This window comes from Kitasatospora sp. NPDC092948, assembly GCF_044754805.1.
GTDB lineage: Bacteria > Actinomycetota > Actinomycetes > Streptomycetales > Streptomycetaceae > Kitasatospora.
This window is the reverse complement of the sequence record NZ_JBIVPU010000003.1, coordinates 524,412-546,409: the sequence shown is the minus strand read 5'-3', so window position 1 is coordinate 546,409 and position 21,998 is coordinate 524,412. Positions and strand designations below refer to the sequence as shown.

Sequence of the window (21,998 nt, the reverse complement as noted above, 5' to 3'; positions counted from 1 at the left end):
ACGGGGTGGAACATCAAATCGGTTCTGCCCAGGTCAGCCGGTGGGCGACGCGGACGGCGATGCCGACGGCCGGTCCGACGCGGCCGGCGGGGCGCTGCCCGTGCCGCCCTTCGACTCGGCCGCCATCGCGGCGTCCAGCGCCTTCTGCAGCGCCTGCTGGGCCTGCCCGTACGCCGCCCAGTCGCCGTTCTTCAGCGCGGCCTGGCCGTCGGTGAACGCCTTCTGGGCGTCCGCCAGCGCCTTGTCCAGCGCCGGGTTCTCGCCCGGCACGGGCGTGGTCGGGGCGGGCGGCGTGGCGTTGCCGCCCGGGTCGGCGGGGCCGGTCGGGGTGCTGGACCCGCCGGCCTCCGGCCCGAGCACCTTTGCCAGCGCCTTGTCCAGGGTGTCCTCCAGCGCCACGTTGCGGTCGCCGTACACCGCCAGCACCTTCTTCAGCACCGGCACCTTCGCTCCGCGCGCCACCAGGTACACCGGCTCCACGTTGAGGATGCCGCCGCCGACCGGCAGGGTCAGCAGGTTGCCGTACACCAGGTCCGAGTCACTGCCGCTGCGCAGCAGCGTCAGCTGGCGGGCGACCTCGGTGTCGGAGTTGAACTTCGCCTGGGTCAGCGCCGGGCCGAGCGCACCCGACTCGGACACCATCCGCAGGATCCGCAGCTTGCCGTAGTCCTCGCCCGGATCGGCGTCCGCGGTCATGAACGCGGCCAGGTTCTTGCGGCCCGAGGGAACGAACGAGGTGGTCAGCGAGAAGTTGGCCTTCTTCGCGTCCGGCATCCGCACCGTCAGGTAGTACGGCGGCTGCACCTCGTCGGCGTTGACGGTCGGGTCGACCGGCACCTCCCAGATGTCGGTGCCGTTGAAGAACGCCGTGGCGTCCGTCATGTGGTACATCCCGAGCAGGTCGCGCTGCACCTTGAACATGTCCTGCGGGTAGCGCAGGTGCGGCAGCAGCGTGTCCGGGATGTCCGACTTCGGCTGGACCGTGCCCGGGAACGCCTTCATCCAGGTCTTCAGCACCGGGTCGGCCTCGTCCCACTGGTAGAGCGTCACCTCGCCGGTGTACGCGTCGACCGTGGCCTTCACCGAGTTGCGGATGTAGTTGACCTCGTTGACGGCGCTCAGGGTGCGGCCGCGCTGGTCGGTCAGCGAGTCCTTGGTGGCGTCACCGAGCACCGTCTTGGACGAGAACGGGTAGCCGTCGGAGGTGGTGTAGCCGTCCAGCACCCACACCAGCCGGCCGTTCTGCACCACCGGGTACGGGTCGGCGTCGATCGACAGCCACGGCGCGACCTTCTCCACCCGCTCCTTCGGGGTGCGGTCGTAGAGGATCTTCGCGCCGTCCTTGATCGCCCCCGAGTAGAGGATCTGCGGCTCGGCGAACTTCACCGCGTACGCGGCCCGGGTCAGCGGGTTGTCCAGCGAGACGCCGCTGCCGCCGGTGTACTGGTACATCCGGTCCGGGTCGGAGTCGCGGGTGTAGTCGATCTCGTCCATGCCGGGGCCGACGATCGAGTACGTGGTGGACTTCTCGCCGTAGTACACCCGCTCCTCGTAGTCGCCGAGCAGGCCGGTGGTCGGCAGCGACTGCTGGGTGTAGACCGGGTTGCCGTTGGCGTCCACCTGGTTGCCCTTGGCGGCGACCACGCCGTACCCGTGGGTGTACTTGAAGTGGTCGTTGATGAAGTTGCGCTGCTGAACGCCCGTCAGGTCCAGCTCGCGGACGCCCAGCACGGTGTCCTGGTCGCCGTAGCGGTCCACGTCCAGGGTCTTCGGGAACGCGTAGTACTGGCGCAGCGCCTGGTTCTGCTGGAAGGTCGGCGCCACCACGTTCGGGTCCAGCAGCCGGATGTCGGCCACCGTCTGCGCGTCCGCCTTCATCTTGTCCGGGTCCGGCGTGTCGGTCGGCGAGTACTGGTCGACCTTGACGTCGGCGATGCCGTAGGCCTGCCGGGTCGCGTCGATGTTCTTCTGGATGTACGCCGTCTCCTTGGCCTGCTCGTTCGGCTTGACCTGGAACTGCTGCACGATCGCCGGGTACAGCCCGCCGACCAGCACCGCCGACAGCGCCATCAGCCCGAAGCCGATCAGCGCCGGCGCCCAGGTCCGCCGCACCGGCGTCAGGAAGAACAGCAGCGCGCAGATGATCGCCACGAAGAACAGGATCGTCTTGGCCGGCAGGAACGCGTTCGCGTCCACGTACCGCAGACCCGTCCAGCCGTCGACGCCCTTGTACGACTCGCTCTTCACCGCGAGCGCGTACCGGTCCAGCCAGTACGCCGCCGCCTTCAGCAGCACGAACACGCCCAGCAGCACGGCCAGATGACCCTGTGCACCGGCGCTCGCCCGACGGCCCGGGCCCTGCAGCCGCAGCCCGCCGTACAGGTAGTGCACGACGGCCGCCGCCAGCAGCGACACGATCACCGCGCTGAACGCGAAGCCCAGCAGGAACTCGTACCAGGGCAGGTCGAACGCGTAGAACGAGACGTCCAGGTGGAACTGGCTGTCCTGCTGCCCGAACGGCGTGCCGTTGACCCACAGCATCCAGGTCCGCCACTGCGCGCCCGCGGCCGCGCCGGCCGCCAGGCCGACCAGCACCGACAGGCCGATCAGCAGCCACTTGCGGAACGGCGCCACGCCCATCCGGTAGCGGTCCAGGCTCTGCTGCTCCACCGACATCGCCGCCAGCGGCGGCCGCAGCCGGTACGCCAGCCACAGGTTGAACCCGACGACCAGCGCCATCAGCAGCCCGAACACCGCGAACAGGCCGACCTTCACGGCCAGTTGCGAGCTGAACACGGAGCCGTACTTCACCGACCGGAACCACAGCCAGTCGGTCCACAGCCCGGCGAACATGACGAACAGCAGGAACAGCACCGCCAGCACGCCGGCCGTCAGCAGCAACACCTTCGTCCGGCGCGGGGGCGGCCCGACTCTCGCTCGGAAACCCGGACCGGAACGATCCGGCATCTGGAAGGTCAAGACGCCACCTCAGCTGTTGTTCGTCGTTGGGGATGACGGTGTCGAGCCGTGGACGGGCGAAGACACCGGACTCCAGTGCAACTTAAACAGTCTTTACCGGAGTTCCCGGACACTGCGTCGGAGTTGGAGACGGCCCCCCCGGACATGTGAGGATGACCCCATGTCCGACTCCCCTGACCTGACCAACGCCGCCTCCGGCCTGCCGGCCGCCACTCCCCTCACCCGGGCCGCGCTGGAGATCGACGAGCACGCCGCCACGCTCGGCTGGGACAACCCGGCCCGCCTGTTCGCCCTGGTCGACAACGCCCAGATGCGCAAGGCCAACCCGCGGCTGGCCACGCAGCTCGGCCTGGACGAGAACCCGACCGGCCTCACCCCGGTCGAACAGGAGGAGATCCCCCCGGGCACCGAACTCGACCGCTTCCTCGGCACCATCGCCTGGCCCGACGGCGTGGTCGGCTGCGCCCTGGTCGTCGAGCGCCTGATGCTCCCGCCCGGCGCCGAGTCCTCCCGCCCGAAGAACGCCACCGAGCAGGAGATCAACGACTGGGTGGCGACCCACCCGCAGCGCCAGGAGGTCCGGATCACCGCCGCCGTCCTGCGTGACGGCGCCCGCGAGATCGCCCTGCGCCTGCGCGAGAAGGACAGCCCCCGCGAGGTCCTCACCGGCCCCGACCTGGTCCCCAACCTCACCCAGGCGCTGCTCTCCACGTTCCAGTAGCAGCGGCGGGCAGAACGCCGACAAGGTCGCGACGAGGGCACCGACCTGCCCCTCGTCGCGACCTTGTCGCAGCAGCCGCTGCTTGTCGCCGCAGCCGTTACTTGTTGCAGCTGGGCAGCGCCGCCTTGTCCCCGCTCCGGATGGAGTCCAGCGCCTTCACCGCGCCCGCCAGGTTGTCGACCTTGACCAGCGTCAGCCCCGACGGAGTCCCCCGGGTCGCCTCGGAGCAGTTGTCCGCGGGCGTGAAGAAGTACTCGGCGCCCTTGTCACGGGCGGCGATCAGCTTCATCTGGATGCCGCCGATCGGTCCGACCGTGCCGTCGTCGTCGATGGTGCCGGTGCCCGCCACGAACTTGCCGCCGGTGAGGTCGGTCGGGGTCAGCTTGTCGACGATGCCGAGCGCGAACATCAGGCCGGCGCTCGGGCCGCCGACGTCCTGCAGGCCGATGTCGATCTTGAACGGGTAGACGTGGTCGACGCCGGGCGTGATGCCGACGATCGCCCGGTCCTCGTCCGGCGCCTTGCCGGTGGCGATGGAGATCTGCTCCTGGTCCGCCGGGTTCGCCGTCGCGCCGGCCTTGGCGTGCGGGACCACGGTGAACACGGTGGTCTCGCCGGGCTTGTGCTTCGTCACCTGCTCGGCGACCTGGGTGCGGCTGGTGATCGGCACCCCGTCCACCGCGACGATCTGGTCACCGGCGTGCAGCTTGCCCTCGGAGGGGCCGCCGGAGGTCACCGAGGAGACGATGATCTGCGTGGTGACCGGGATGTCCAGCTGCTTCAGCGCGGCGGTCTTCGCGCTGTCCTCGGAGGAGGCGAACTCCTCCGCGTTCTGCTGCTGGGCCTCCTGGTCGGTCTGGCCCTTCGGGTACACGTTGTCGTGCGGCACCACCAGGACGTCGCCCCGCATCCAGCCGACGATCGCCGAGATCAGGCTGGGCTGGTAGTTCGCCCCGGTGACCTGGACCGTGGTCATGTTGAGGTGACCACTGGTCGGGTAGGTGTCACGCCCGGAGATGGTGATCACCGGGGTGCCGGTCTTGTCCTGCACGCCGAGGGTGTTGTACGTCGGCCCCGGGCTCATCTCGGTGAACGGCACCTTCATCAGGACCGAGGCACAGAGCAGGCCTATCAGCAGCAGGGTGGCGGCGAGCATGGTCGCCGATCGGCGTGGCATGGCACGACAGTACGGGAAGTGCGGGGCGCAATGTAGCCGCCGGTGCGGCCCTCCCGTACCGTCGGCCGCCTACTTGCCGCCGCTGCGCCCGTTCCCGGTGCTGCGTTCCATCGCGGCACGGAAGCGTTCGTGTTCGGCGAGCGAGGACGGGTCGGTGATGGAGCGAGGCGGTCGTGCCGCCCATCCCGCCCACACCGTTGCCAGCAGTCCGGCCACCACAGGAATGATCAACCAGGCAAGCGCAGCCATCTTCGAACTCCCCACAGGCTCGTCATGCGTATCAGCAGATTAGCCGCCTACCGGGGGAACGGCGCGTGCGGTGTCCGAGTTACGGGACGGCGTGGCGTTTCCGCCGTTCCGGCGTACCCCCGAACGGGGAACGAGCGGGGCACGGAGCGGACACGGGCGGTCAGCAGGCGCCCGCGCCGACCCATTCCTCCTCGCCGTCGGCGAAAACCTGGTGTTTCCAGATCGGCACCTCGTGCTTGAGGTCGTCGATCAGCCGCCGCGAGGCCGCGAACGCCTCGCCGCGGTGCGGACAGGAGACCGCGACGATCACCGCGACGTCCCCGATCTCCAGCCGGCCGGTGCGGTGCACCGCCGCCAGCGCCCGGACCGGGAAGTCCGCGCAGATCTTCTCCGCGATCCGGCGCAGCTCCCGCACGGCGGTCGGATGGGCGCTGTACTCCAGCGCCGTGACCGCCTTCCCGCCGTCGTGGTCGCGCACCGTGCCGACGAACAGCGTGGTGCCGCCCGCCGCGTCGTCGCCGACCGCCGCGTGCACCTCGTCCAGGGAGAGCGGCGTCTCGCGGACGTCCAGCAGCCGGATCGGGTCGTGGTTCTCGGACATGGCCCCCATCATTGCGCACCCGGGCGGGGCGTCGGCGCAGACTTTTCGCACCGCGGAACCATCGTCCCGCGGTGCGGAAGGGCGCGCGTCAGATCCGGCGGTGCTTGCGGGCCCGGCGGACCAGCGCCGCCGTGCCGATCAGCGCCACCGTGGCACCGGCCGCGCCCAGGCTGGTGGCGGCCTCCTTGCCGCCCAGCCGGCGGCCGGCCACCGCGTGCTTGCCGGACACCTGGGCGAGCAGCTCGGCCAGCACCTCCTCGTTGGTATGCGCGGGCCGCCAGCCCGCCTCGTGCAGCCGGCTGCCGGACACCACCCACGGATACATCGTGTAGGCGAGGTCACCGGCCGGGGCCGGGGTCAGGCCGAGGCGGTGCAGCCGGGCGGCGGTGCCCAGGGCCAGCGAGGCGGGCAGTTCCATCCGGCGGATCCCGGACAGCTCCTCCACGTCCTCCTGCTCCAGCCAGCCGTCGCAGCCGACCGTCACCTCGCCCTCGACCAGGCCGAGCGCCGCGTACTCCAGCGCCGAGGCCAGGTCGTCCAGATGACAGAACTGCCAGCACGGACGGGAGCCGGCCACCACCAGCAGGCGCGGGGCCTCGAAGTGGCGGGTCAGCACGGTGTCGATGCCCGGGCCCACCACCACGGCCGGGCGCAGCACGGTGATCTGCAGCCCTGGGTGGGCGCGCGGGGCGCGGCGGGCCAGGCGCTCGATCTCCAGCAGGTCGCCGACCAGCGAGGCCTCCTCGGTGGCCCGCAGCTCGGAGTCCTCGGCGAGCGGGACCTCGTTGTCGGGCAGCGCCCCGTAGACCATCGCGGAGGTGCACAGCACCACCCGGTGCACGCCGGCGGCCGCGGCGGCGGTCAGCACGGTCTGCGCGCCGCGCACGTTGTAGGCGCTGCGGGTGCGCGGGTCGGACTCCATGCCGAGGTCCATCGCCAGGTGCACCACCACGTCCACGCCGGCCAGCCGTTCGGCCACCGCCGGATCGCGGACGTCCAGTACCCGCCAGTGCACGCCGGGGACCTCGCCGCGGCGGTCGTCCACCGCCAGCACCCGGCGGACGTGCGGGGACGCCACCAGGCGCTCGGCCACGCGCTCGCCGAGCACGCCCGCCGCGCCGGTGACGGCCACAGTGAGCGGTTTGCCGCCGTAGGCTGGAGACGGCAGACCGGCGTCGGTCGGCGCGTCCTCGCCCTCGGTCAGCCCAGAGCGAACGTCCGCAGGCGGGGAACTCACCGGCCATCCTCCACGGTTAGCTTAAGTGCGTAGGTACGAGTGTCACGCACTGTCCATCCTGCCCGAGGCTCGGCCCCAGCGGTGCACCCGGCGCGGTCGGCCGCGAGACCATTGGCCGCGAGACTATTGAAACGGCCCGGAGCCTCCGGGCGGCAGAATTTCCCGCCACACCACCCGCGTGACGGCCGACCAGATCGAGGACCCCGTGAGCGACCTCCCCTTCGGATTCGGCGTTCCCCCCGAGGAGCCCGAGGACGGCAAGAACAAGGGCAAGAAGGACGGCGAGCAGGGCGACTCGACCCCGCAGTCGTTCGGCTTCGGCACCGGAAACCCCTTCGGGGCGCTGTTCGGCATGGGCGGCGCCGGCGGGGCGGGTGGCGACAATCCGTTCGCCGCGATGATGGGCGGCTTCAACCCCAACGACCTGGGCGCCGCGTTCCAGCAGCTCGGGCAGATGCTCTCGTTCGAGGGCGGCCCGGTGAACTGGGAGCTGGCCAAGAACATCGCCCGGCAGACCGTGGTCGCCGAGCAGCCCGAGGGGAAGAGCAAGGACCGCTCGGTGGGCGCCGCCGAGCGCACCGCCGTCGTCGAGTCGGTCCGGCTGGCCGACCTGTGGCTGGACTCCGCGACCGAATTCCCGTCCACCTCCTCCACGGCCGTGGCGTGGAGCCGCGCCGAGTGGATCGAAGCCACCCTGCCAGTGTGGAAGGACCTGGTCGACCCGGTCGCCGAGCGGGTCGGCAACGCCATGGGCGGCGTGCTGCCCGAGGAGATGCAGGCCGTGGCCGGGCCGCTGATGGGCATGATGCGCTCCATGGGCGGCGCCATGTTCGGCACCCAGATCGGGCAGGCGCTCGGCGCGCTGGCCGCCGAGGTGCTCGGCTCCACCGACGTCGGCCTGCCGCTCGCGCCCGCCGGGAAGGCCGCGCTGCTGCCGCAGAACATCGCCGAGTTCGGCGACGGGCTGAACGTGCCCGCCGAGGAGGTCCGGCTCTACCTGGCCCTGCGCGAGGCCGCCCACCAGCGGCTGTTCGCCCACGTGCCGTGGCTGCGGGCGCACCTGTTCGGCGCCGTCGAGGCGTACGCCCGCGGCATCAAGGTCGACACCTCGCGGATGGAGGAGCTGGTCGGCCAGCTCGACCCCGCCAACCCGGAGGCCCTGCAGGACGCGCTGGCCGGCGGCCTGCTGCAGCCCGAGGACACCCCCGAGCAGAAGGCCGCGCTGGCCCGGCTGGAGACCGCGCTCGCCCTGGTCGAGGGCTGGGTCGACGCCGTGGTGCACGCCGCCGCCACCCCGCACCTGCCGCACGCCGCCGCGCTGCGCGAGACGCTCCGCCGCCGCCGCGCCACCGGCGGCCCCGCCGAGCAGACCTTCGCCACCCTGGTCGGCCTGGAGCTGCGCCCGCGCCGCCTGCGCGACGCCTCCCGGCTGTGGGCCTCGCTCGCCGATGCCCGCGGCGTCGAGGGCCGCGACGCGCTGTGGAGCCACCCCGACATGCTGCCCACCGCCGCCGACCTGGACGACCCGGACGGCTTCGTGCACCGCGACACCAGCGCCGAGGTCGAGGGCGGCTTCGACTTCGACGCGCTGAACAAGCTGCTCGGCGAGGCCGCCGGCGGCGGCAGCGGCGCCGGGAAGCCCGACCTGACCAAGGGCGACGCCGACGCCTCCGCCGCCGAGTCCGGCTCCTCCGCCGAGGACAAGGGCAAGGGCGAGGACGAGGGCGGTCGGGAGGGCGACGCCAAGTGACGTCGCTGCACGCCGACGCCGTCCGCGCGCTGACCGACTGGGCGCCCGACGAGGACGGTCAGCAGGAGCTGCGCCACGACTACCTGGCGCACCTCGCCGCCCACCCCGACGGCCTGTGGCGGGCCTGCCTGCCCGGCCACATCACCGCCAGCGCGCTGGTGGTCGACCCGGCCGCGGGACGGGTGCTGCTGACGCTGCACCCCAAGGTCGGCAGGTGGCTGCAGATGGGCGGCCACTGCGAGCCCGGCGACGGGACGCTGGCCGCGGCGGCGCTGCGCGAGGCCGTCGAGGAGTCCGGCATCGCCGAACTGGAGCTGCTGGCGGTCGACGGCCGCACCGCCCCGGTGAAGCTGGACCGCCACCAGGTGCGCTGCCTGGGCAAGGACAAGCCGGAGAACACCCACCTGGACGTCCAGTACGTCGCCCTCGCCCCGGTCGGGGCGCGCGAGCTGATCAGCGAGGAGTCGCTGGACCTGCGCTGGTTCGGCTGGGAGGAGCTGCCGGCCGACACCGACCGCTCGGTGCGCGACCTGGTGGCCCTGGCCCGGGCGCTGGTCTGACGCCACCCGCTCTCGACCCCCGCAGGCCCTGACGGGCTCGCGGGGGTTCGGCCTTTCCGGGGTTCGGTCCTGGAGGGCTCGGATCAGTCGGGCTCGGGTCTGCCGGGCCCGTCAGGTGTTCCGGGCGCCGGGAATGTGCGGCAGGCGGGCGGCGGAGGCGACGCCCTCCAGGTAGCCGCGGGCCCGCTCGGTGCGCGGGTAGGCGTCCAGCAGCGCCCAGAACCGGGGGCCGTGGTCGGGGACCAGCAGGTGGGCGAGTTCGTGCAACAGCACGTAGTCCACGACGTACTCGGGCATCCCCTGCAGGCGGTGGGAGAGCCGGATGGTGCGCTCGCTGGGGGTGCACGAGCCCCAGCGGGAGTTCTGGTTGGTGACCCAGCGGACCTGCTCGGGCTCGGCGCGACCGCCCAGGTACAGCCGGGACAGTTCGGCGGCCCGGGCCTGCAGGGCCTCGTCGCCGAGCACCCGGCGCTTCTCCTGCGCGGCCAGCTTGTCGAGCATCTGCGCCACCCAGCGCTGCTCCTCGGCGTGCGACATCCGGGCCGGGATCAGCACCACGGTGCGGTCGCCCTCGCGGTAGGCGGAGACGGTGCGGCTGCGGCGGGCGCTGCGGCGGACCTCGACCTTGCTGCGGTCGATGCCCCGCTCGGGGCCGCGGGCCCGTTCGGCCTCGGTGCTGGCATGCGCACCGGGCGCCGCGACCGTGGATCCGGAGGCTGCCCGGGCACGCCGACGCGACGCCGACCGATGGGAGTCCCGTTCGGCTGCCATGGCACAGGACGTTACCCCGTCGCCGCGACAGAAGTCCGGCACCGGGACGGCGCGGCCCCCGGTACCACCCGGGTGCGTTATCCACAGGCTGTGCACAGCGATGACCCGATAGTCGGCACGGGCCTGTGGACAACGCGCTTCCGTGTTCGGGATCCCGCGGGCAAGCTGCGGTCACCAGTTGATCCGACGCCTCGACCGGGACGCCGGACACCGACGCTTGGAGGACCGACATGCGCCCCGTGATCAAGCCCGCCCTGTCCCGGCTCTGGCGGGAGAAGCAGACCCTGCAGTTCGGCACCGTCCGTCGGCACGCCCGGCTGATCGAGGGCGTCGACCGCAGGCTCGCCCTGTTCCTGGAGTTGATCGACGGCTCCCGGGACGGGCCTTCGGTGGTCGCCGCCGGGCAGCGGCTCGGCCTGAGCGCCGAGTACTGCCAGGGCATGCTCGACTCGCTCGCCCAGAGCGAGCTGCTGGACGACGCCGGCGCCCTGCACAAGGTGCTGGAGCTGTACCCGCCCGCCCGCGGCGAGCTGCTCGGCCCCGACCTGTCCTCGCTCTCCCTGGTGCACCCCGCGCCCGGCGAGGCCGCCGCCGTGCTGCACGGCCGGGCCCGGGCCCGGGTCGAGGTGCGCGGCGGCGGGCGGGTCGGCGCGGCCGTCGGCACCGCGCTGGCCGCCGGCGGCATCGGCGAGGTCGCGGTGCTCGACCGCGGCCGGGTCGCCGCACGGGACTGCGCACCCGGCGGCTTCCCGCCGAGCGATGTCGGGCGGCTGCGCGCCACCGCCGCCCGCGAGTTGGTGCACCGCGCCACCGGGGCCCCGGTCGGCGAGCGCTACCGCCGCCCGCCCGCCACTCCCCCACCGCCCACCCTGGTGGTGCTCGCCCCGCGGGACGGCTCCGCCGCGTACACCGGCGCGGCCGTCGACGCCCAGGAGTTGATGCGCGCCGGCATCCCGCACCTGTACACCGGGGTGCTCGAACACCTCGGCGTGGTCGGCCCGTTGGTCGTCCCCGGGGCCTCCGCCTGCGGCAGCTGCGCCACCCTGGCCCGGCGGGACCAGGACGAGGCCTGGCCCCGGCTGCTCGCCCAGCTGATCGACGAGGGCCCCGGCCGGCCCCGCGCCCCGGCCTGCGACGGCGCGGTCGCCGCCTCCGTCGCAGGGCTCGCCGCGCTGCACGTCCAGCTCTACCTGGACGGGGTGCTGCCGCCGAGTGTGGACGGCTGGTGCGAACTGTCCGCAGCCGACGGCATGGTGCGTCGACTGCGGCTGCGCAGCCACCCCGACTGCGGTTGCCTGTGGCAGTCCGGCACGCCCCGCCAAACGGGCACAATGGCCTAGGACATGCCTTCGGGTCCGTCCGGCGAGACCCCGCCGATCCACCGCACGCCCTGCCCGGTGCACCGCCGCCGGGCGCGCGGGCCCGGCGCGGGCTCCCGGGCGGCCCCCGGGAGTCCGCGCACCACCGCCGGCGGGGCCGCCGGTCGGTCCGGCTGATCTGGAGGTCCGGTGAGCGATCTACCGCGCAAGGCAGTGACCGGCACGGCGCGACCGGTCGCCCACCCGCGCCCGGCGACGGCCTCGCGGCGTGCGACGGCGGCCGGTCGGGCGACGACGGCGGCTGCCACCGGCGGCCCCGCCCGGACGGAGGCAGCCGATGTCTGAGATGCCGCGCAAGGCCGTCTCCCGGACAGCCCGGTTGGCCGCGCTGCCGCTGAGCTTCGCCGGTCGCGCCACGCTGGGCCTGGGCAAGCGGCTCGGCGGGCGCCCGGCGGAGGAGGTCGCGGCCGAGCTCCAGGCCCAGACCGCCGAGCAACTCTTCGCCACCTTGGGCAAGTTGAAGGGAGGGGCGATGAAGTTCGGGCAGGCCATGTCGGTCTTCGAGTCGGCCCTCCCGGAAGACGTGGCGGGCCCCTACCGGGCCGCGCTGACCAAGCTCCAGGACTCCGCCCCGGCGATGCCGACGCGCACCGTGCACTCCGTGCTGGCGGCCGATCTGGGCGAGGACTGGGCGGACAGCTTCCGCTCGTTCTCCGACCAGCCGTCCGCCGCCGCCTCCATCGGCCAGGTACACCGGGCCGTCTGGCAGGACGGCCGGGACGTCGCGGTCAAGATCCAGTACCCGGGCGCGGGCGACGCCCTGCTCAGCGACCTCGGCCAACTCGCCCGGCTGGCCAGGATGCTGGGCCCGCTGATCCCGGGGATGGACATCAAGCCGCTGATCGCCGAGCTGCGCGAGCGAGTCACCGAGGAGCTCGACTACCGCCTGGAGGCCGAGTCGCAGCAGCTGCACGCCCAGGAGTTCGCCGACGACGCCGACATCCGGGTGCCCCGGGTGGTCGCCCAGTCCGGGCGGGTGCTGGTCACCGAGTGGCTGGACGGCAAGCCGCTCTCCCAGGTCATCTCCGACGGCACCCGGACGGAACGCGACCGGGCCGGGCAGCTGCTCGCCCGCTTCCTGTTCGCCGGCCCGGCCCGCACCGGCCTGCTGCACGCCGACCCGCACCCGGGCAACTTCCGGCTGGTCAAGACCGGCCGGTCTGCGTCCAGTTGGCAGCTCGGCGTGCTCGATTTCGGCACCGTCGACCGCCTCCCCGGCGGCCTGCCCAGCCCGATCGGCACCTCCCTGCGGCTCGCCCTGGCGGGCGATGCCGGCGCCGTCTACGACCTGCTCAAGCAGGAGGGCTTCGTCCGCCCCACCATCTCCCTCGACCCGGACGCGGTGCTCGACTACCTGGTGCCGATCATCGAACCCACCCGTGCCGAGCAGTTCACCTTCAGCCGCGAGTGGATGCGCACCCAGGCCGCCCGGATCGCCGACCCCCGCTCCCCCGCCTACAACCTGGGCAAACAGCTCAACCTCCCGCCGTCCTACCTGCTGATCCACCGGGTCACGCTCTCCACCATCGGCGTGCTCTGCCAGCTCGGCGCCACCGTCCGTCTGCACGAGGAGCTCCTCCGCTGGCTCCCCGGCTTCGCCGAACCCGAGTAGCCGCCCGCCGGACGCACGAGCGTACGAACGCACGGACGAAAGGCGCGGAGATGCAGGTGGCGGACCGGGCACGGTGGGAACAGCCGTTCCCGGCGCGGTTCCTGATCGTCGGTGAGCACGAGGCCGGGAACAGGACGGACGTGGACCTGCTGCTCGGCCGGTGCGCCGCCGTCGAGGGGCTGTTCGCCGACCCGCCGCCGCCACCGCGCGAGATCCTGGTGCTGCGCGGCTGCACGCCGGGCGTCACGGCGGGGTGGCTCGGGTCGGCCGCGATCACGGGGCGGTCGGACGCCGGACGCGAGTACGGGTGGGAGCTGCTGGACGCCGAGGTCCTCGTGGTCGGGCCGCACGCCGACGATCCGGCGCTGGTCGACCTGGTGGTGGCGACGGCGGTCGGCGAGGTGGCGGACTTCCGCTTCGCGCAGGACCCGTGCGAGCGCTTCGCGTTGGCGGACAGCCGTAACGAGCCGCTGACCACGTGCGCGCGGGTGACGGGACTGCTGGTGGAGCGCCCCCGGTCCGCGCCGCTGCCGGTGCGGCTGATCGGCTTCGAGCCCACCGAGCCGCTGCGGGCGAAGCTGGACGGCGGACACCCGGGCTGGCCCCTGTACACCGAGCTGTGGGCGCTGGACGACGACGGCCGGGTGCTGGACCGGATCTCCACCGGGCTGCACATCGACCGCACCTCGCCCTCGGTGCTCCGCGGCGGCCTGCTGGACGTGCAGCTGTCGGTCTCCCCCGACCGGCTGCCCGGCCCGGCCGCCCGCGAGGTCTGGCGCCGGTGGCAGCCGGGGCCGCCGGAACAGCCGGGCGGCTGGCGCGGGTTGGGCGCCGCCGCCAAGCAGGCCTGGCAGACGCTGGCGCTGCACCGGCTCGACCCGGGCCCCGACCGCCCCGGCGGCGAGTACCACCTGGCGGGCGCGGGCGTCGAGGACGTGACCGGCCTGCACTGCGCCCTGGGCGAGGCGATCAACGGCCCGGGCGGCTACTACGGGCGTGAGTGGAACGGTCTCAAGGACTGCCTCGGCGGCGGGTTCGGGCCGGTCTCGCCGTTCACCCTGGTCTGGCACGACTTTGCCGTGACGGAGCGGGAGTTGGCGAGCGAGGAGGACCTGGCGGGCGAGCCGAGCTACCCGGAAGACCTGGCCCGGCTGCTGGAGGGGCGCCGAGTCCGGGTGGTCCGGGCCTGACGACCGCACAGGCCCCGCCGGGGCCGGTTCCGGGGGCGGCCCGGGGACGGCCCAGGGGCTGGCCCGGAGACCGGCTCGGGGCGGGCCCGGGGCCGGTCCCGGCGGGGTGTCAGCCGCGCTCGGCGGGCAGCGGGCCCACCGTCGGCCAGGCCCTGCGGACGCGGGTGGTGAGGGTGGCACAGAAGCGGCCGAAGACCGGGAGGGCGGTGTCCGCGTCGGCCAGGGCGGCGACGGCCTGGAGCCGGTGCAGGAGGCGGCGGCGGGCGGTCGCGTTGCCCCAGGTCCAGTCCGCGTGCGACAGGCGGGCGAGCTGGTCGGCGATGCCGCGGTCGGCCTTGGGGACGAGGGCGTCGCCGCGCAGCAGCCAGCCGGCACAGGCGTCGGCGAGCTCGGCGGCGGTGGGGCCCTCGGTGCCGGTGGCGGCGCGCCAGGTGGTGCGGTAGGCCGCCTCGGCCTCGTCCAGGACGGCGGGCGGCGGGGCGGTCGAGCACCAGCAGGTGGGGAAGCCGATGCGCAGGTAGGCGAGTTCGACCGCGCCCGGGCCGAGCGAGGACTGCTCGAAGTCGACGAACCGGACGCCGTCGGCGGTGTGCAGGTCGTTGCCGGGGCAGGGGTCTCCGTGCAGCAGCGAGTGCCGGGCGGGGGCGGCGGACAGCCGGGCGAGCAGCGCCTCGGCCTCGGTGCGGACGCCTGGCGGGGCGGGGACGTCGAGGGTGCGGGCCAGCGCCAGGAAGCAGCCGAGGTCACGCCCGGTCGGGCCGGTCCAGGCGGGCAGTGCGGTGCCGGGAGCCGTCCCGGCGAGGTCGTCCAGGTCGGCGGGGGCGCTCGCGTGCAGCCCGGCCAGCGCGGTGGCGTAGTCGACCTGCCAGCCCGGGCCGGGGGTGCGGTCCTCCAGGCGTTCCAGCACCACGATGCGGGCCGCCGGGTCGGTGCCGAGCAGCGCGGGCACCACCGGGCGGCCGGTGCGGCCGGCCCGGCGGGAGGCGAGCGACAGTGCGGCCGCCTCCCGGGCGAAGCGGTCGTCGGCGCCGGGCGAGTCGACCAGTTGCTTCACCACCACGGGGGTGCCGGAGAGTTCGGCCCGCCAGACCCGGGAGCGCGGACTGCTGACCAGGCGGCGAACCTTGCGCGGCGCGCCGAGTTCGGCTCGCAGCCGCTCGCCGAACGGAAGGGAGGACCACATGCGGCACATCCTTCCATGACGTGTTCGAACAACGAACGACAGTACGACCCATCGCAGTTGGGCCACCTCCGGCCACCGAGACATCCGCGCGTCCGGGCACCCCGGCACCCCGGCATCCGACCGTCCGGGCGGGCATGGCTGCGGCGCCGGCGGGCAGACGACGCCCGGCCGGTGGTGCAGGCCCGGTCCGGCGGCGGCCGGGCCGGAACGCGCCGATGGCCGGCTCCCCGGCGGGGAGTCGGCCATCGGCGTTCAGGGGTTGGTCACCGGCATGGGCGCGAGCCGGCCGGCGGGGGTGGAGCGTCCGTCACATCAGGGCGACGGCAAGGGCCTTGCGGGCGCGCAGGGAGGCCTGCTCGGCCTTGCGACGCAGTCGCGTCGCGCGCATCACCCGCAGGCCGAGGCGTTGCTCCTCGGCCTCGTGGTGTCGTTCCTGCATATGCGCACGCGCCAGGGATTCTTGGAGGAGATTCATCTCGAGTGTCCTGTTCTGGATCTGAAGTTCGGTGGTCTGCTCGGAGCGGACGGTCGGATCGATGCCGGCGGGGTTCATGTGGTGGTCCTGCTCGTGGTGCGTGGTCGGGAAGGGGCGGGTGAGTTCGGCGTCCGCCTTGGCGGCCGCGAGGCGTACCGAGTCGCGCAGTGCGGTGTCCAGCGGGGGCTGCTCTCCCCTGCGGACGGCTGCGGATTCGGAGCTGGTCCTGGCTGCGGGGTTCACGCCATGACCTCGGTCTTGCGCGGGCGGCCACGGGGGCGCTTGCGGGCGACGACGACGCCCTGGACGAAGAGCTCGCCACCCCAGACGCCCCAGGGCTCGCGGCGCTCCAGCGCACCGGTGAGACAGGCGGCCTTGACGGGGCAGGTGCCACACAGCGACTTGGCGTACTCGACGTCGGCGGGCGTCTCCGCGAAGAAGACCTCCGGGTCGAAGGCCCGGCACGGAATGGGAAGCCCGAGCGAGTCAGCCTCGTCGATGGCGGTGAGCTGCATGAGTGTTACCTCCGGGGGGTCGGCCTGGTCGGCCTTGACGGTCTTGTCGGGTACGGACGGGAGGGGCGGCGGTGTGATGACCGTGGACACTGTGGGCGTCTTCCTCGTCTTCTTGGTGGATCCGGCCGGGCTCGTTGTGGGAGTTCGGCCGGAGGCCCCGTGGGGCCTGGGTGGGTCGTGCGTACCGGACAAAACAGAAGGGCCGCGGAACCCGGTTACTGGGTTTCCGCGGCCCTGGAGGCACCGCCCTGACGGGTTGCGTCAGGGTCGTTCGCTCCAGGGTCCAGGCCCGCGGAAAGCCTGCTTCCGGACGGCTGCGGCGCCGTCAACGGCGGCCGCGGCCAGAATGATCTGCTGCTGCTCCTGCTTGACTCCGGCACCGATGACGGCCGCATAGCGCCCATGGGCTGCTTCTGCTGCTACTGCCTTCGGTGCCTTGGTCGGTCGCTCATCGGACAGCGAGCCGCCGTCGACGAACATCGACCAGTCACGGGACGTGCCCGCCTCGACACGGGTGCCCTCAGCATTGCCACGACCACTGACAAGGCAGTGCTCGGCAACCAGCAGGACTCCGGCGTTGCCGCCGGCCACGTCGAGACCCAGACCCGGCACGAGGACGCGCGCGGGCATGGCGAGGGTGGACATCGGGTCGGTCATTTTGGTGATCGTCTTCGTCGACACTGAACTCGCCTCCTCACGGCGTCTCGCGGTGCCCAGTCCCCCGGGCTCCGATATCTGGTTGATGGTCTGCGCACGCAGAAACAAGCCCTCTGCGAGCGTTGCGGTCTCGTCCCCTTGACCGCTCCGGCAGGCTATTGCGCCTTACATGCGGCGCGCAAACTATTTTTCCGGCGAGTTCTCCGGTGAGTTCTCGGCCTGCTCGGCGGCCTCGTCCCCGGGTGAGTCCTGCACCTGCTCCCCGTCGGGCTCCCCCACGAGCTCCGGACTCTCCCCAGCACACAACAAGAGCACGTCGGAGCCGTACTTGTCCAGCTTCATGGCCCCCACTCCGGAGATCCGGGAGAGCTCCGCGAGGCTGCTCGGCACGTCCTCCGCGATCGCCGTCAGGGTGGCGTCGGTGAACACCACGTAGGCCGGGGCGCCCTGCTCCTTGGCGCGGGCCGAGCGCCACTCGCGCAGCCGCTCGAACAGCGCCTCGTCCATGGTCGACGGGCAGCCCTCGCAGCGGCGGAGCTTGCGCTCGACGGCGTCGGTCAGGGTGCGGTCGCAGACCCGGCACTTGACCGGGCCGCGCACCCGGCGGGCCGCCGAGCGCTCCGTGCCGGGCTCGACGCCGCCGCGCCCGCCGCGGGTGCGGGCACCGGGGCCGGACGAGCCGGGCCGCAGGCCGTCCAGGAAGCGGGTGGGCTTGCGGGAGGCCCGGCCGCCCGGCGAGCGGGACAGCGACCAGGAGAGGGTGAGGAAGCGGCGGGCCCGGGTGACGCCGACGTACAGCAGGCGGCGCTCCTCCTCGACCTGCTCGTCGGTCTTCGCGTAGATGATCGGCAGCGTGCCCTCGCTCAGGCCGACCAGGAACACCGCGTCCCACTCCAGGCCCTTGGCGGCGTGCAGCGAGGCCAGCGTGACGCCCTCGACGGCGGGGGCGTGCTGGGCGGCGGCCCGGGCGTCGAGCTCGGCGACGTACGCCGCGAGGTCGGCGCGCTCGCCGACGGCCCGGCGGGCGGCCTCGAACTCCTCGGCGAGGCGCACCAGCGCGTTCAGCGACTCCCAGCGCTCGCGGACCGCGCCGGAGCCGGCCGGGGCGGTGGCGGAGAAGCCGCGGGTGGCGAGCACCGCCCGGACCTGGGCGGCGAGGTCGGGCGCGCCGGCCGTGAGCGGGTCGTCGGCGGCCCGGGCGGCGCCCTTGAGCAGCACCCCGGCCTCCCGGACCTCGGGCCGCTCGAAGAACCGCTCGGCACCCTTGAGCTGGTAGGAGATGCCGAGGTCGGCGAGCGCCTGCTCGTACACCTCGGACTGGCTGTTGGTGCGGAACAGCACGGCGATCTCGCTGGCCCGCACGCCGGTGCCGAGCAGGTCGCGGATCAGCCGGGCGGTGGACTCGGCCTCGGTGGGCTCGTCCTGGTACTCGCGGTAGACCGGCTCGGGGCCGGCCTCGCGCTGCGAGATCAGCTCCAGCCGGTGCCGGGCGGCCTCGCCGCGGGCCTGCGAGAGCAGGCCGTTGGCGAGGTGCACCACCTGCGGGGTGGAGCGGTAGTCGCGCACCAGCTTGACCAGCGTCGCCTCGGGGTGGCGCTGCCGGAAGTTCAGCAGGTAGTCCGGGGTGGCGCCGGTGAAGGAGTAGATGGTCTGGCTGGCGTCGCCGACCACGCAGAGGCTGGCGCCGCCGTCGCTGCCCGTCCACTGCTCCAGCAGGCGCTGCTGGAGCGGGGAGACGTCCTGGTACTCGTCGACGGTGAAGTGCCGGTACTGGGAGCGGACCTGGGCGGCGATCTCCGGGCGGTCCTCCAGGATGGCGGCGGTGAGCAGCAGCACGTCCTCGAAGTCGATCAGGCCGCGGTCGCGCTTGATCTGCTCGTAGGCGGCGTAGACCCGGGAGATCTCGGCCGGGTCGCGCGGGGCCTCGCGGGCGGACTTGGCGACGGCGGCCGGGTAGTCGTCGGGGACGACCTGGGTGACCTTGGCCCACTCGACCTCGGCGGTCAGGTCGCGCAGTTCGGTGCGCTGGACGCGCAGGCCGCTGCGACCGGCCGCCTCGGCGACCAGCTGGACCTTGCGCTCCAGCAGCCGGGGGACGTCGCCGCCGATGGCGCGCGGCCAGAAGTACTGGAGCTGGCGCAGCGCGGCGGAGTGGAAGGTGCGGGCCTGGACGCCCTCGGCGCCGAGCTGGCGCAGTCGGCCGCGCATCTCGCCGGCGGCGCGGGCGGTGAAGGTGACGGCGAGGACCTGGGCGGGGTGGTAGACGCCGCTGCGCACGCCGTAGGCGATCCGGTGGGTGATGGCCCGGGTCTTGCCGGTGCCGGCGCCTGCCAGCACGCAGACGGGGCCGTGCAGGGCGGTGGCCACGGCACGCTGTTCGGGGTCGAGTCCGGCCAGCACGGCGTCCGCTCCGAGGGGGGCGAAGTCGCCGGAGCCGTGGTGCTGCCGGCTGGGGCCGCCGAGGCCGGGAAGGTCATCCTGCATGCCTTCCATCCTCGCAGGCGCGCCGGACAGTCCGGTCGGTGTTGTCCACAGCCCGGCCCGGATGATCGGATCGTCCCACTGTCACCCGTCGTGTCCGTCCCGGAATGGGGGCGGCCCGCCGGGCGTTCCATCCGTGGGCTGCCCGCCCAGTCCGTCGACCGAAGGAGTCCCTCACCATGTCCGGCACCGTCACGATGTACAGCACGACCTGGTGCGGCTACTGCAACCGCCTCAAGAGCCAGCTGGATCGCGAGGGCATCGCCTACACCGAGATCAACATCGAGCAGGACCCGGCCTCGGCGTCCTACGTGGAGTCGGTGAACGACGGCAACCAGACGGTTCCGACGGTCGTGGTGGTCGGCGCCTCCGGCGAGCAGAGCGTGATGACCAACCCGAGCCTGCGCCAGGTCCAGGCCGCGCTGGTCTGATCCGCGGCCTCACCCGACCGGGCCCCGCAGCGCGGACGGACCGGGCCCCGCGCCGGCTCAGTCGGCCGGGGCCCGGTCGCCGAGTTCGTAGAGCAGCCGGGCCCGGTCGGCGGCGTAGCGGGTCTCCACCACCCGGATCGGGCCGCGCCGGTCGCGGGTGACGCGGGTGTTGACCAGCAGCGGCACGCCGGGGCCGAGCCCGAACCAGGCGGCCTCGGTGGGGTCGGGCATCCGGGCGGTGAGGTGGTCGGTGGCGGCGGTCTCGGTGCGGCCGAGGTCGGCCAGCGTCCGTTCGTCGCCGCCGGGGGCGGGGAGGTCCTCCATCAGCGGGGTGCCGGCGGCCAGTCCGGGCCGGTAGTGGCTGTCCTCGATGGCGTAGGGCTCGCGGGACAGGCGGCAGAGCTGACGTCGCATCATGACGCTGTCCTCGGGCTGGAGTCCGAGCCAGTCGGCGATGTCGCGGCGGGCCCGGACGGCCCACACCTCGTACTCGAAGCTGAGGTCGAACCCGGCCGCGCGGGCCTCGGCGGCGTACGCGGCGTCGCCCGTCGGCAGGGCGCCGTGGCGGTGCTGCCGGGTGTAGACCCGGTGGTCGTGCCGGGCCCGCCGGCGCAGGTAGGTGCCCTTGCCCTGGACGCGCACCACCCGGCCTTCGTTGACCAGGACGTCGACGGCGAGGCGGACGGTGTTGCGGGCGACGTCGTACTGCTCCTCCAGTTCGCTCTCGACGGGGAGTCGGCCGTCGGCCTCCCATTCGCCGGAGTCGATGCGGCGGCGCAGGTCGGCGGCGAGGCGCTGGTACTTGGGCGGGTTCGCGGCGGCGCGGGGGATCCTCACGCGAGCGAATGTAGTGAGGCCATTCGTGGCATTTCAGCGGAACCCGGCAACAGTGGTCGGGCGGCCTGTTCGGGCGACCCCGGCGGTTCCGCGGCACCGGATTCGAACAGTTCCGGTCGGCGGAGCGGGACCCGGCCCGTCCGGGGGGTCGGTCGGAGGCGATGCGGGGGCGTGCGGAAGTGCTCCGCACGCCCCCGCATCGGTCCGCTCACCAGCGGGCGGCCGCCGGCAGCGGTTCGCCGTACCAGAGTTCGACCAGGTGGCGGGCGATCGAGATGCCGGACGGCGGCAGGATCTCGCCGGCCTCCATGCCCGCCCGCAGTTCCTCCCGGCTGAACCAGCGGGCCTCGGACAGCTCCTCGCCGTCCACGGTGATCCCGGTGCCGTCCGGGTGGGCCCGGCCGAGGAAGCCCAGCATCAGGCTGGACGGGAACGGCCAGGGCTGGCTGGCCACGTACTCGACCTCGGCGACCCGGACCCCGGCCTCCTCGAGCACCTCGCGGCCGACCGCCTGCTCGATCGACTCGCCGGGCTCGACGAACCCGGCCAGGGTGGACCAGCGGCCCTCCGGCCAGAGCGCCTGACGGCCCAGCAGGCAGCGGTCCTCGCCGTCGGTGATCAGCATGATCACCGCCGGGTCGGTGCGCGGGTAGTGCTCGGCGGCGCAGGAGGTGCAGCGGCGCAGGTGGCCGGCGCCGGCCTTCTCGGTGCGGTGGCCGCACCGCGAGCAGAAGGTGTGCAGCCGGTGCCAGTGCTCCAGGGCGACGGCGTGCACCAGCAGTCCGGAGTCCCGGTCGGAGAGCGAGTTGCCGACCTCGCGCAGCCCGGCCGGGCGGGCGTCGCCGTCCAGCCGGCCGGGCAGCGACTCGCAGTCCAGTGCGAAGTAGTGGACGCCGTCGTCGTCGGTGCCCAGGAAGTAGCGGTCGCCGCTCTCCGGGGCCTCGAAGGAGGGCAGCAGCACCAGTTCGGTGCCGCTGCCGGTGTCCACCACGAACGCCTCGCCGCCGGCGATCGGCAGCACCTTGGTGGTGGGGTGGCTCCAGGCCGCGGCCAGCCACGGCTCGTCCAGTCGGCGGTGCGCCGCCCGGTCCACCCCGGCTCGGGCCAGCGCGAGGTGCTTGGTGTCAGGGGCGCTGCTCAACTCGTCCATCCCCGTTCGCTTCGGTACGCCAGGTGCGGCAGGTGCGGTGTCG

The 21,998-nt window shown here is 73.3% G+C and carries 20 protein-coding genes; 7 read left to right on the top strand and 13 right to left on the bottom strand.

The annotated features are described in order from the left end of the window. Nucleotides 1-33: 33 nt before the first annotated feature. Nucleotides 34-2,967 carry a UPF0182 family protein gene (locus tag ACIQF6_RS11990; protein ID WP_400893900.1) on the bottom strand — a complete coding sequence of 978 codons (2,934 nt, stop codon included), beginning with the start codon at nt 2,965-2,967 and terminating at the stop codon, nt 34-36. Nucleotides 2,968-3,139: 172 nt separating this feature from the next. Between ACIQF6_RS11990 and ACIQF6_RS11985 the strand changes: the two genes are divergently transcribed. Beyond that, nucleotides 3,140-3,700 (top strand): PPA1309 family protein, encoded by a 561-nt coding sequence (locus ACIQF6_RS11985; RefSeq protein ID WP_400893339.1) that lies wholly within the window; start codon nt 3,140-3,142, stop codon nt 3,698-3,700. 97 nt (nt 3,701-3,797) lie between these two features. Here the strand turns inward: ACIQF6_RS11985 and ACIQF6_RS11980 are convergent, their stop codons facing one another. From ACIQF6_RS11980 to ACIQF6_RS11965, 4 genes are all read right to left on the bottom strand, one after another. Then, entirely contained in the window at nt 3,798-4,877 is a 1,080-nt protein-coding gene (locus tag ACIQF6_RS11980; RefSeq protein ID WP_400893337.1) for a PDZ domain-containing protein, read from the bottom strand. Between the two features lie 69 nt (nt 4,878-4,946). Beyond that, entirely contained in the window at nt 4,947-5,126 is a 180-nt protein-coding gene (locus ACIQF6_RS11975) for a hypothetical protein (protein ID WP_400893335.1), read from the bottom strand. A 160-nt stretch (nt 5,127-5,286) separates the two neighbouring features. After that, entirely contained in the window at nt 5,287-5,727 is a 441-nt protein-coding gene (locus tag ACIQF6_RS11970; RefSeq protein ID WP_400893333.1) for a molybdenum cofactor biosynthesis protein MoaE, read from the bottom strand. Between the two features lie 88 nt (nt 5,728-5,815). Then, nucleotides 5,816-6,964: an NAD-dependent epimerase/dehydratase family protein gene (locus ACIQF6_RS11965; protein ID WP_400893331.1), complete on the bottom strand. Its 1,149-nt coding sequence runs from the start codon at nt 6,962-6,964 to the stop codon at nt 5,816-5,818. Nucleotides 6,965-7,169: 205 nt separating this feature from the next. Here ACIQF6_RS11965 and ACIQF6_RS11960 point away from each other — a divergent pair, with 205 nt between their 5' ends. After that, a complete protein-coding gene (locus ACIQF6_RS11960; protein ID WP_400893898.1) occupies nt 7,170-8,714 on the top strand; it encodes a zinc-dependent metalloprotease in 1,545 nt (514 codons plus the stop codon). Then, nucleotides 8,711-9,274 (top strand): NUDIX hydrolase, encoded by a 564-nt coding sequence (locus tag ACIQF6_RS11955; RefSeq protein ID WP_400893329.1) that lies wholly within the window; start codon nt 8,711-8,713, stop codon nt 9,272-9,274. The genes ACIQF6_RS11960 and ACIQF6_RS11955 overlap by 4 nt, the downstream gene beginning before the upstream one ends. A 111-nt stretch (nt 9,275-9,385) precedes the next feature. On the opposite strand, the gene ACIQF6_RS11950 is transcribed toward ACIQF6_RS11955, so the two are convergent. Then, nucleotides 9,386-10,045, bottom strand: coding sequence for a M48 family metallopeptidase (locus ACIQF6_RS11950; protein ID WP_152645276.1), 660 nt, complete (start codon nt 10,043-10,045; stop codon nt 9,386-9,388). Between the two features lie 230 nt (nt 10,046-10,275). Between ACIQF6_RS11950 and ACIQF6_RS11945 the strand changes: the two genes are divergently transcribed. The 3 genes from ACIQF6_RS11945 (at nt 10,276) to ACIQF6_RS11935 (ending at nt 14,226) form a co-directional block, all read left to right on the top strand. Beyond that, the gene (locus ACIQF6_RS11945) at nt 10,276-11,385 is read left to right on the top strand and encodes a ThiF family adenylyltransferase (RefSeq protein WP_400893325.1); all 1,110 of its coding nucleotides are present in this window, start codon (nt 10,276-10,278) and stop codon (nt 11,383-11,385) included. A 316-nt stretch (nt 11,386-11,701) separates the two neighbouring features. Further along, nucleotides 11,702-13,036 carry an ABC1 kinase family protein gene (locus tag ACIQF6_RS11940; RefSeq protein ID WP_400893322.1) on the top strand — a complete coding sequence of 445 codons (1,335 nt, stop codon included), beginning with the start codon at nt 11,702-11,704 and terminating at the stop codon, nt 13,034-13,036. Nucleotides 13,037-13,092: 56 nt separating this feature from the next. Further along, a complete protein-coding gene (locus ACIQF6_RS11935; protein WP_400893319.1) occupies nt 13,093-14,226 on the top strand; it encodes a barstar family protein in 1,134 nt (377 codons plus the stop codon). A gap of 109 nt (nt 14,227-14,335) precedes the next feature. Here the strand turns inward: ACIQF6_RS11935 and ACIQF6_RS11930 are convergent, their stop codons facing one another. The 5 genes from ACIQF6_RS11930 to ACIQF6_RS11910 form a co-directional block, all read right to left on the bottom strand. Beyond that, the gene (locus ACIQF6_RS11930) at nt 14,336-15,409 is read right to left on the bottom strand and encodes a phosphotransferase (RefSeq protein ID WP_400893317.1); all 1,074 of its coding nucleotides are present in this window, start codon (nt 15,407-15,409) and stop codon (nt 14,336-14,338) included. Between the two features lie 307 nt (nt 15,410-15,716). Next, complete coding sequence (locus tag ACIQF6_RS11925) at nt 15,717-16,127, bottom strand: hypothetical protein (protein WP_400893314.1); 411 nt, start codon at nt 16,125-16,127, stop codon at nt 15,717-15,719. Then, nucleotides 16,124-16,489 (bottom strand): WhiB family transcriptional regulator, encoded by a 366-nt coding sequence (locus tag ACIQF6_RS11920; protein ID WP_143200328.1) that lies wholly within the window; start codon nt 16,487-16,489, stop codon nt 16,124-16,126. The genes ACIQF6_RS11925 and ACIQF6_RS11920 overlap by 4 nt, the downstream gene beginning before the upstream one ends. A 171-nt stretch (nt 16,490-16,660) precedes the next feature. Further along, entirely contained in the window at nt 16,661-17,080 is a 420-nt protein-coding gene (locus ACIQF6_RS11915; RefSeq protein ID WP_400893310.1) for a hypothetical protein, read from the bottom strand. Between the two features lie 159 nt (nt 17,081-17,239). Then, nucleotides 17,240-19,549 (bottom strand): ATP-dependent DNA helicase UvrD2, encoded by a 2,310-nt coding sequence (locus tag ACIQF6_RS11910; RefSeq protein ID WP_400893308.1) that lies wholly within the window; start codon nt 19,547-19,549, stop codon nt 17,240-17,242. Between the two features lie 167 nt (nt 19,550-19,716). Between ACIQF6_RS11910 and ACIQF6_RS11905 the strand changes: the two genes are divergently transcribed. Then, a complete protein-coding gene (locus ACIQF6_RS11905; RefSeq protein ID WP_035865750.1) occupies nt 19,717-19,968 on the top strand; it encodes a mycoredoxin in 252 nt (83 codons plus the stop codon). Between the two features lie 57 nt (nt 19,969-20,025). On the opposite strand, the gene ACIQF6_RS11900 is transcribed toward ACIQF6_RS11905, so the two are convergent. Both ACIQF6_RS11900 and nudC read right to left on the bottom strand, forming a co-directional pair. Beyond that, complete coding sequence (locus tag ACIQF6_RS11900) at nt 20,026-20,805, bottom strand: GntR family transcriptional regulator (RefSeq protein WP_400893305.1); 780 nt, start codon at nt 20,803-20,805, stop codon at nt 20,026-20,028. A 208-nt stretch (nt 20,806-21,013) separates the two neighbouring features. Continuing rightward, nucleotides 21,014-21,955 carry an NAD(+) diphosphatase gene (gene nudC / locus ACIQF6_RS11895; RefSeq protein WP_400893302.1) on the bottom strand — a complete coding sequence of 314 codons (942 nt, stop codon included), beginning with the start codon at nt 21,953-21,955 and terminating at the stop codon, nt 21,014-21,016. Nucleotides 21,956-21,998: the final 43 nt, after the last annotated feature.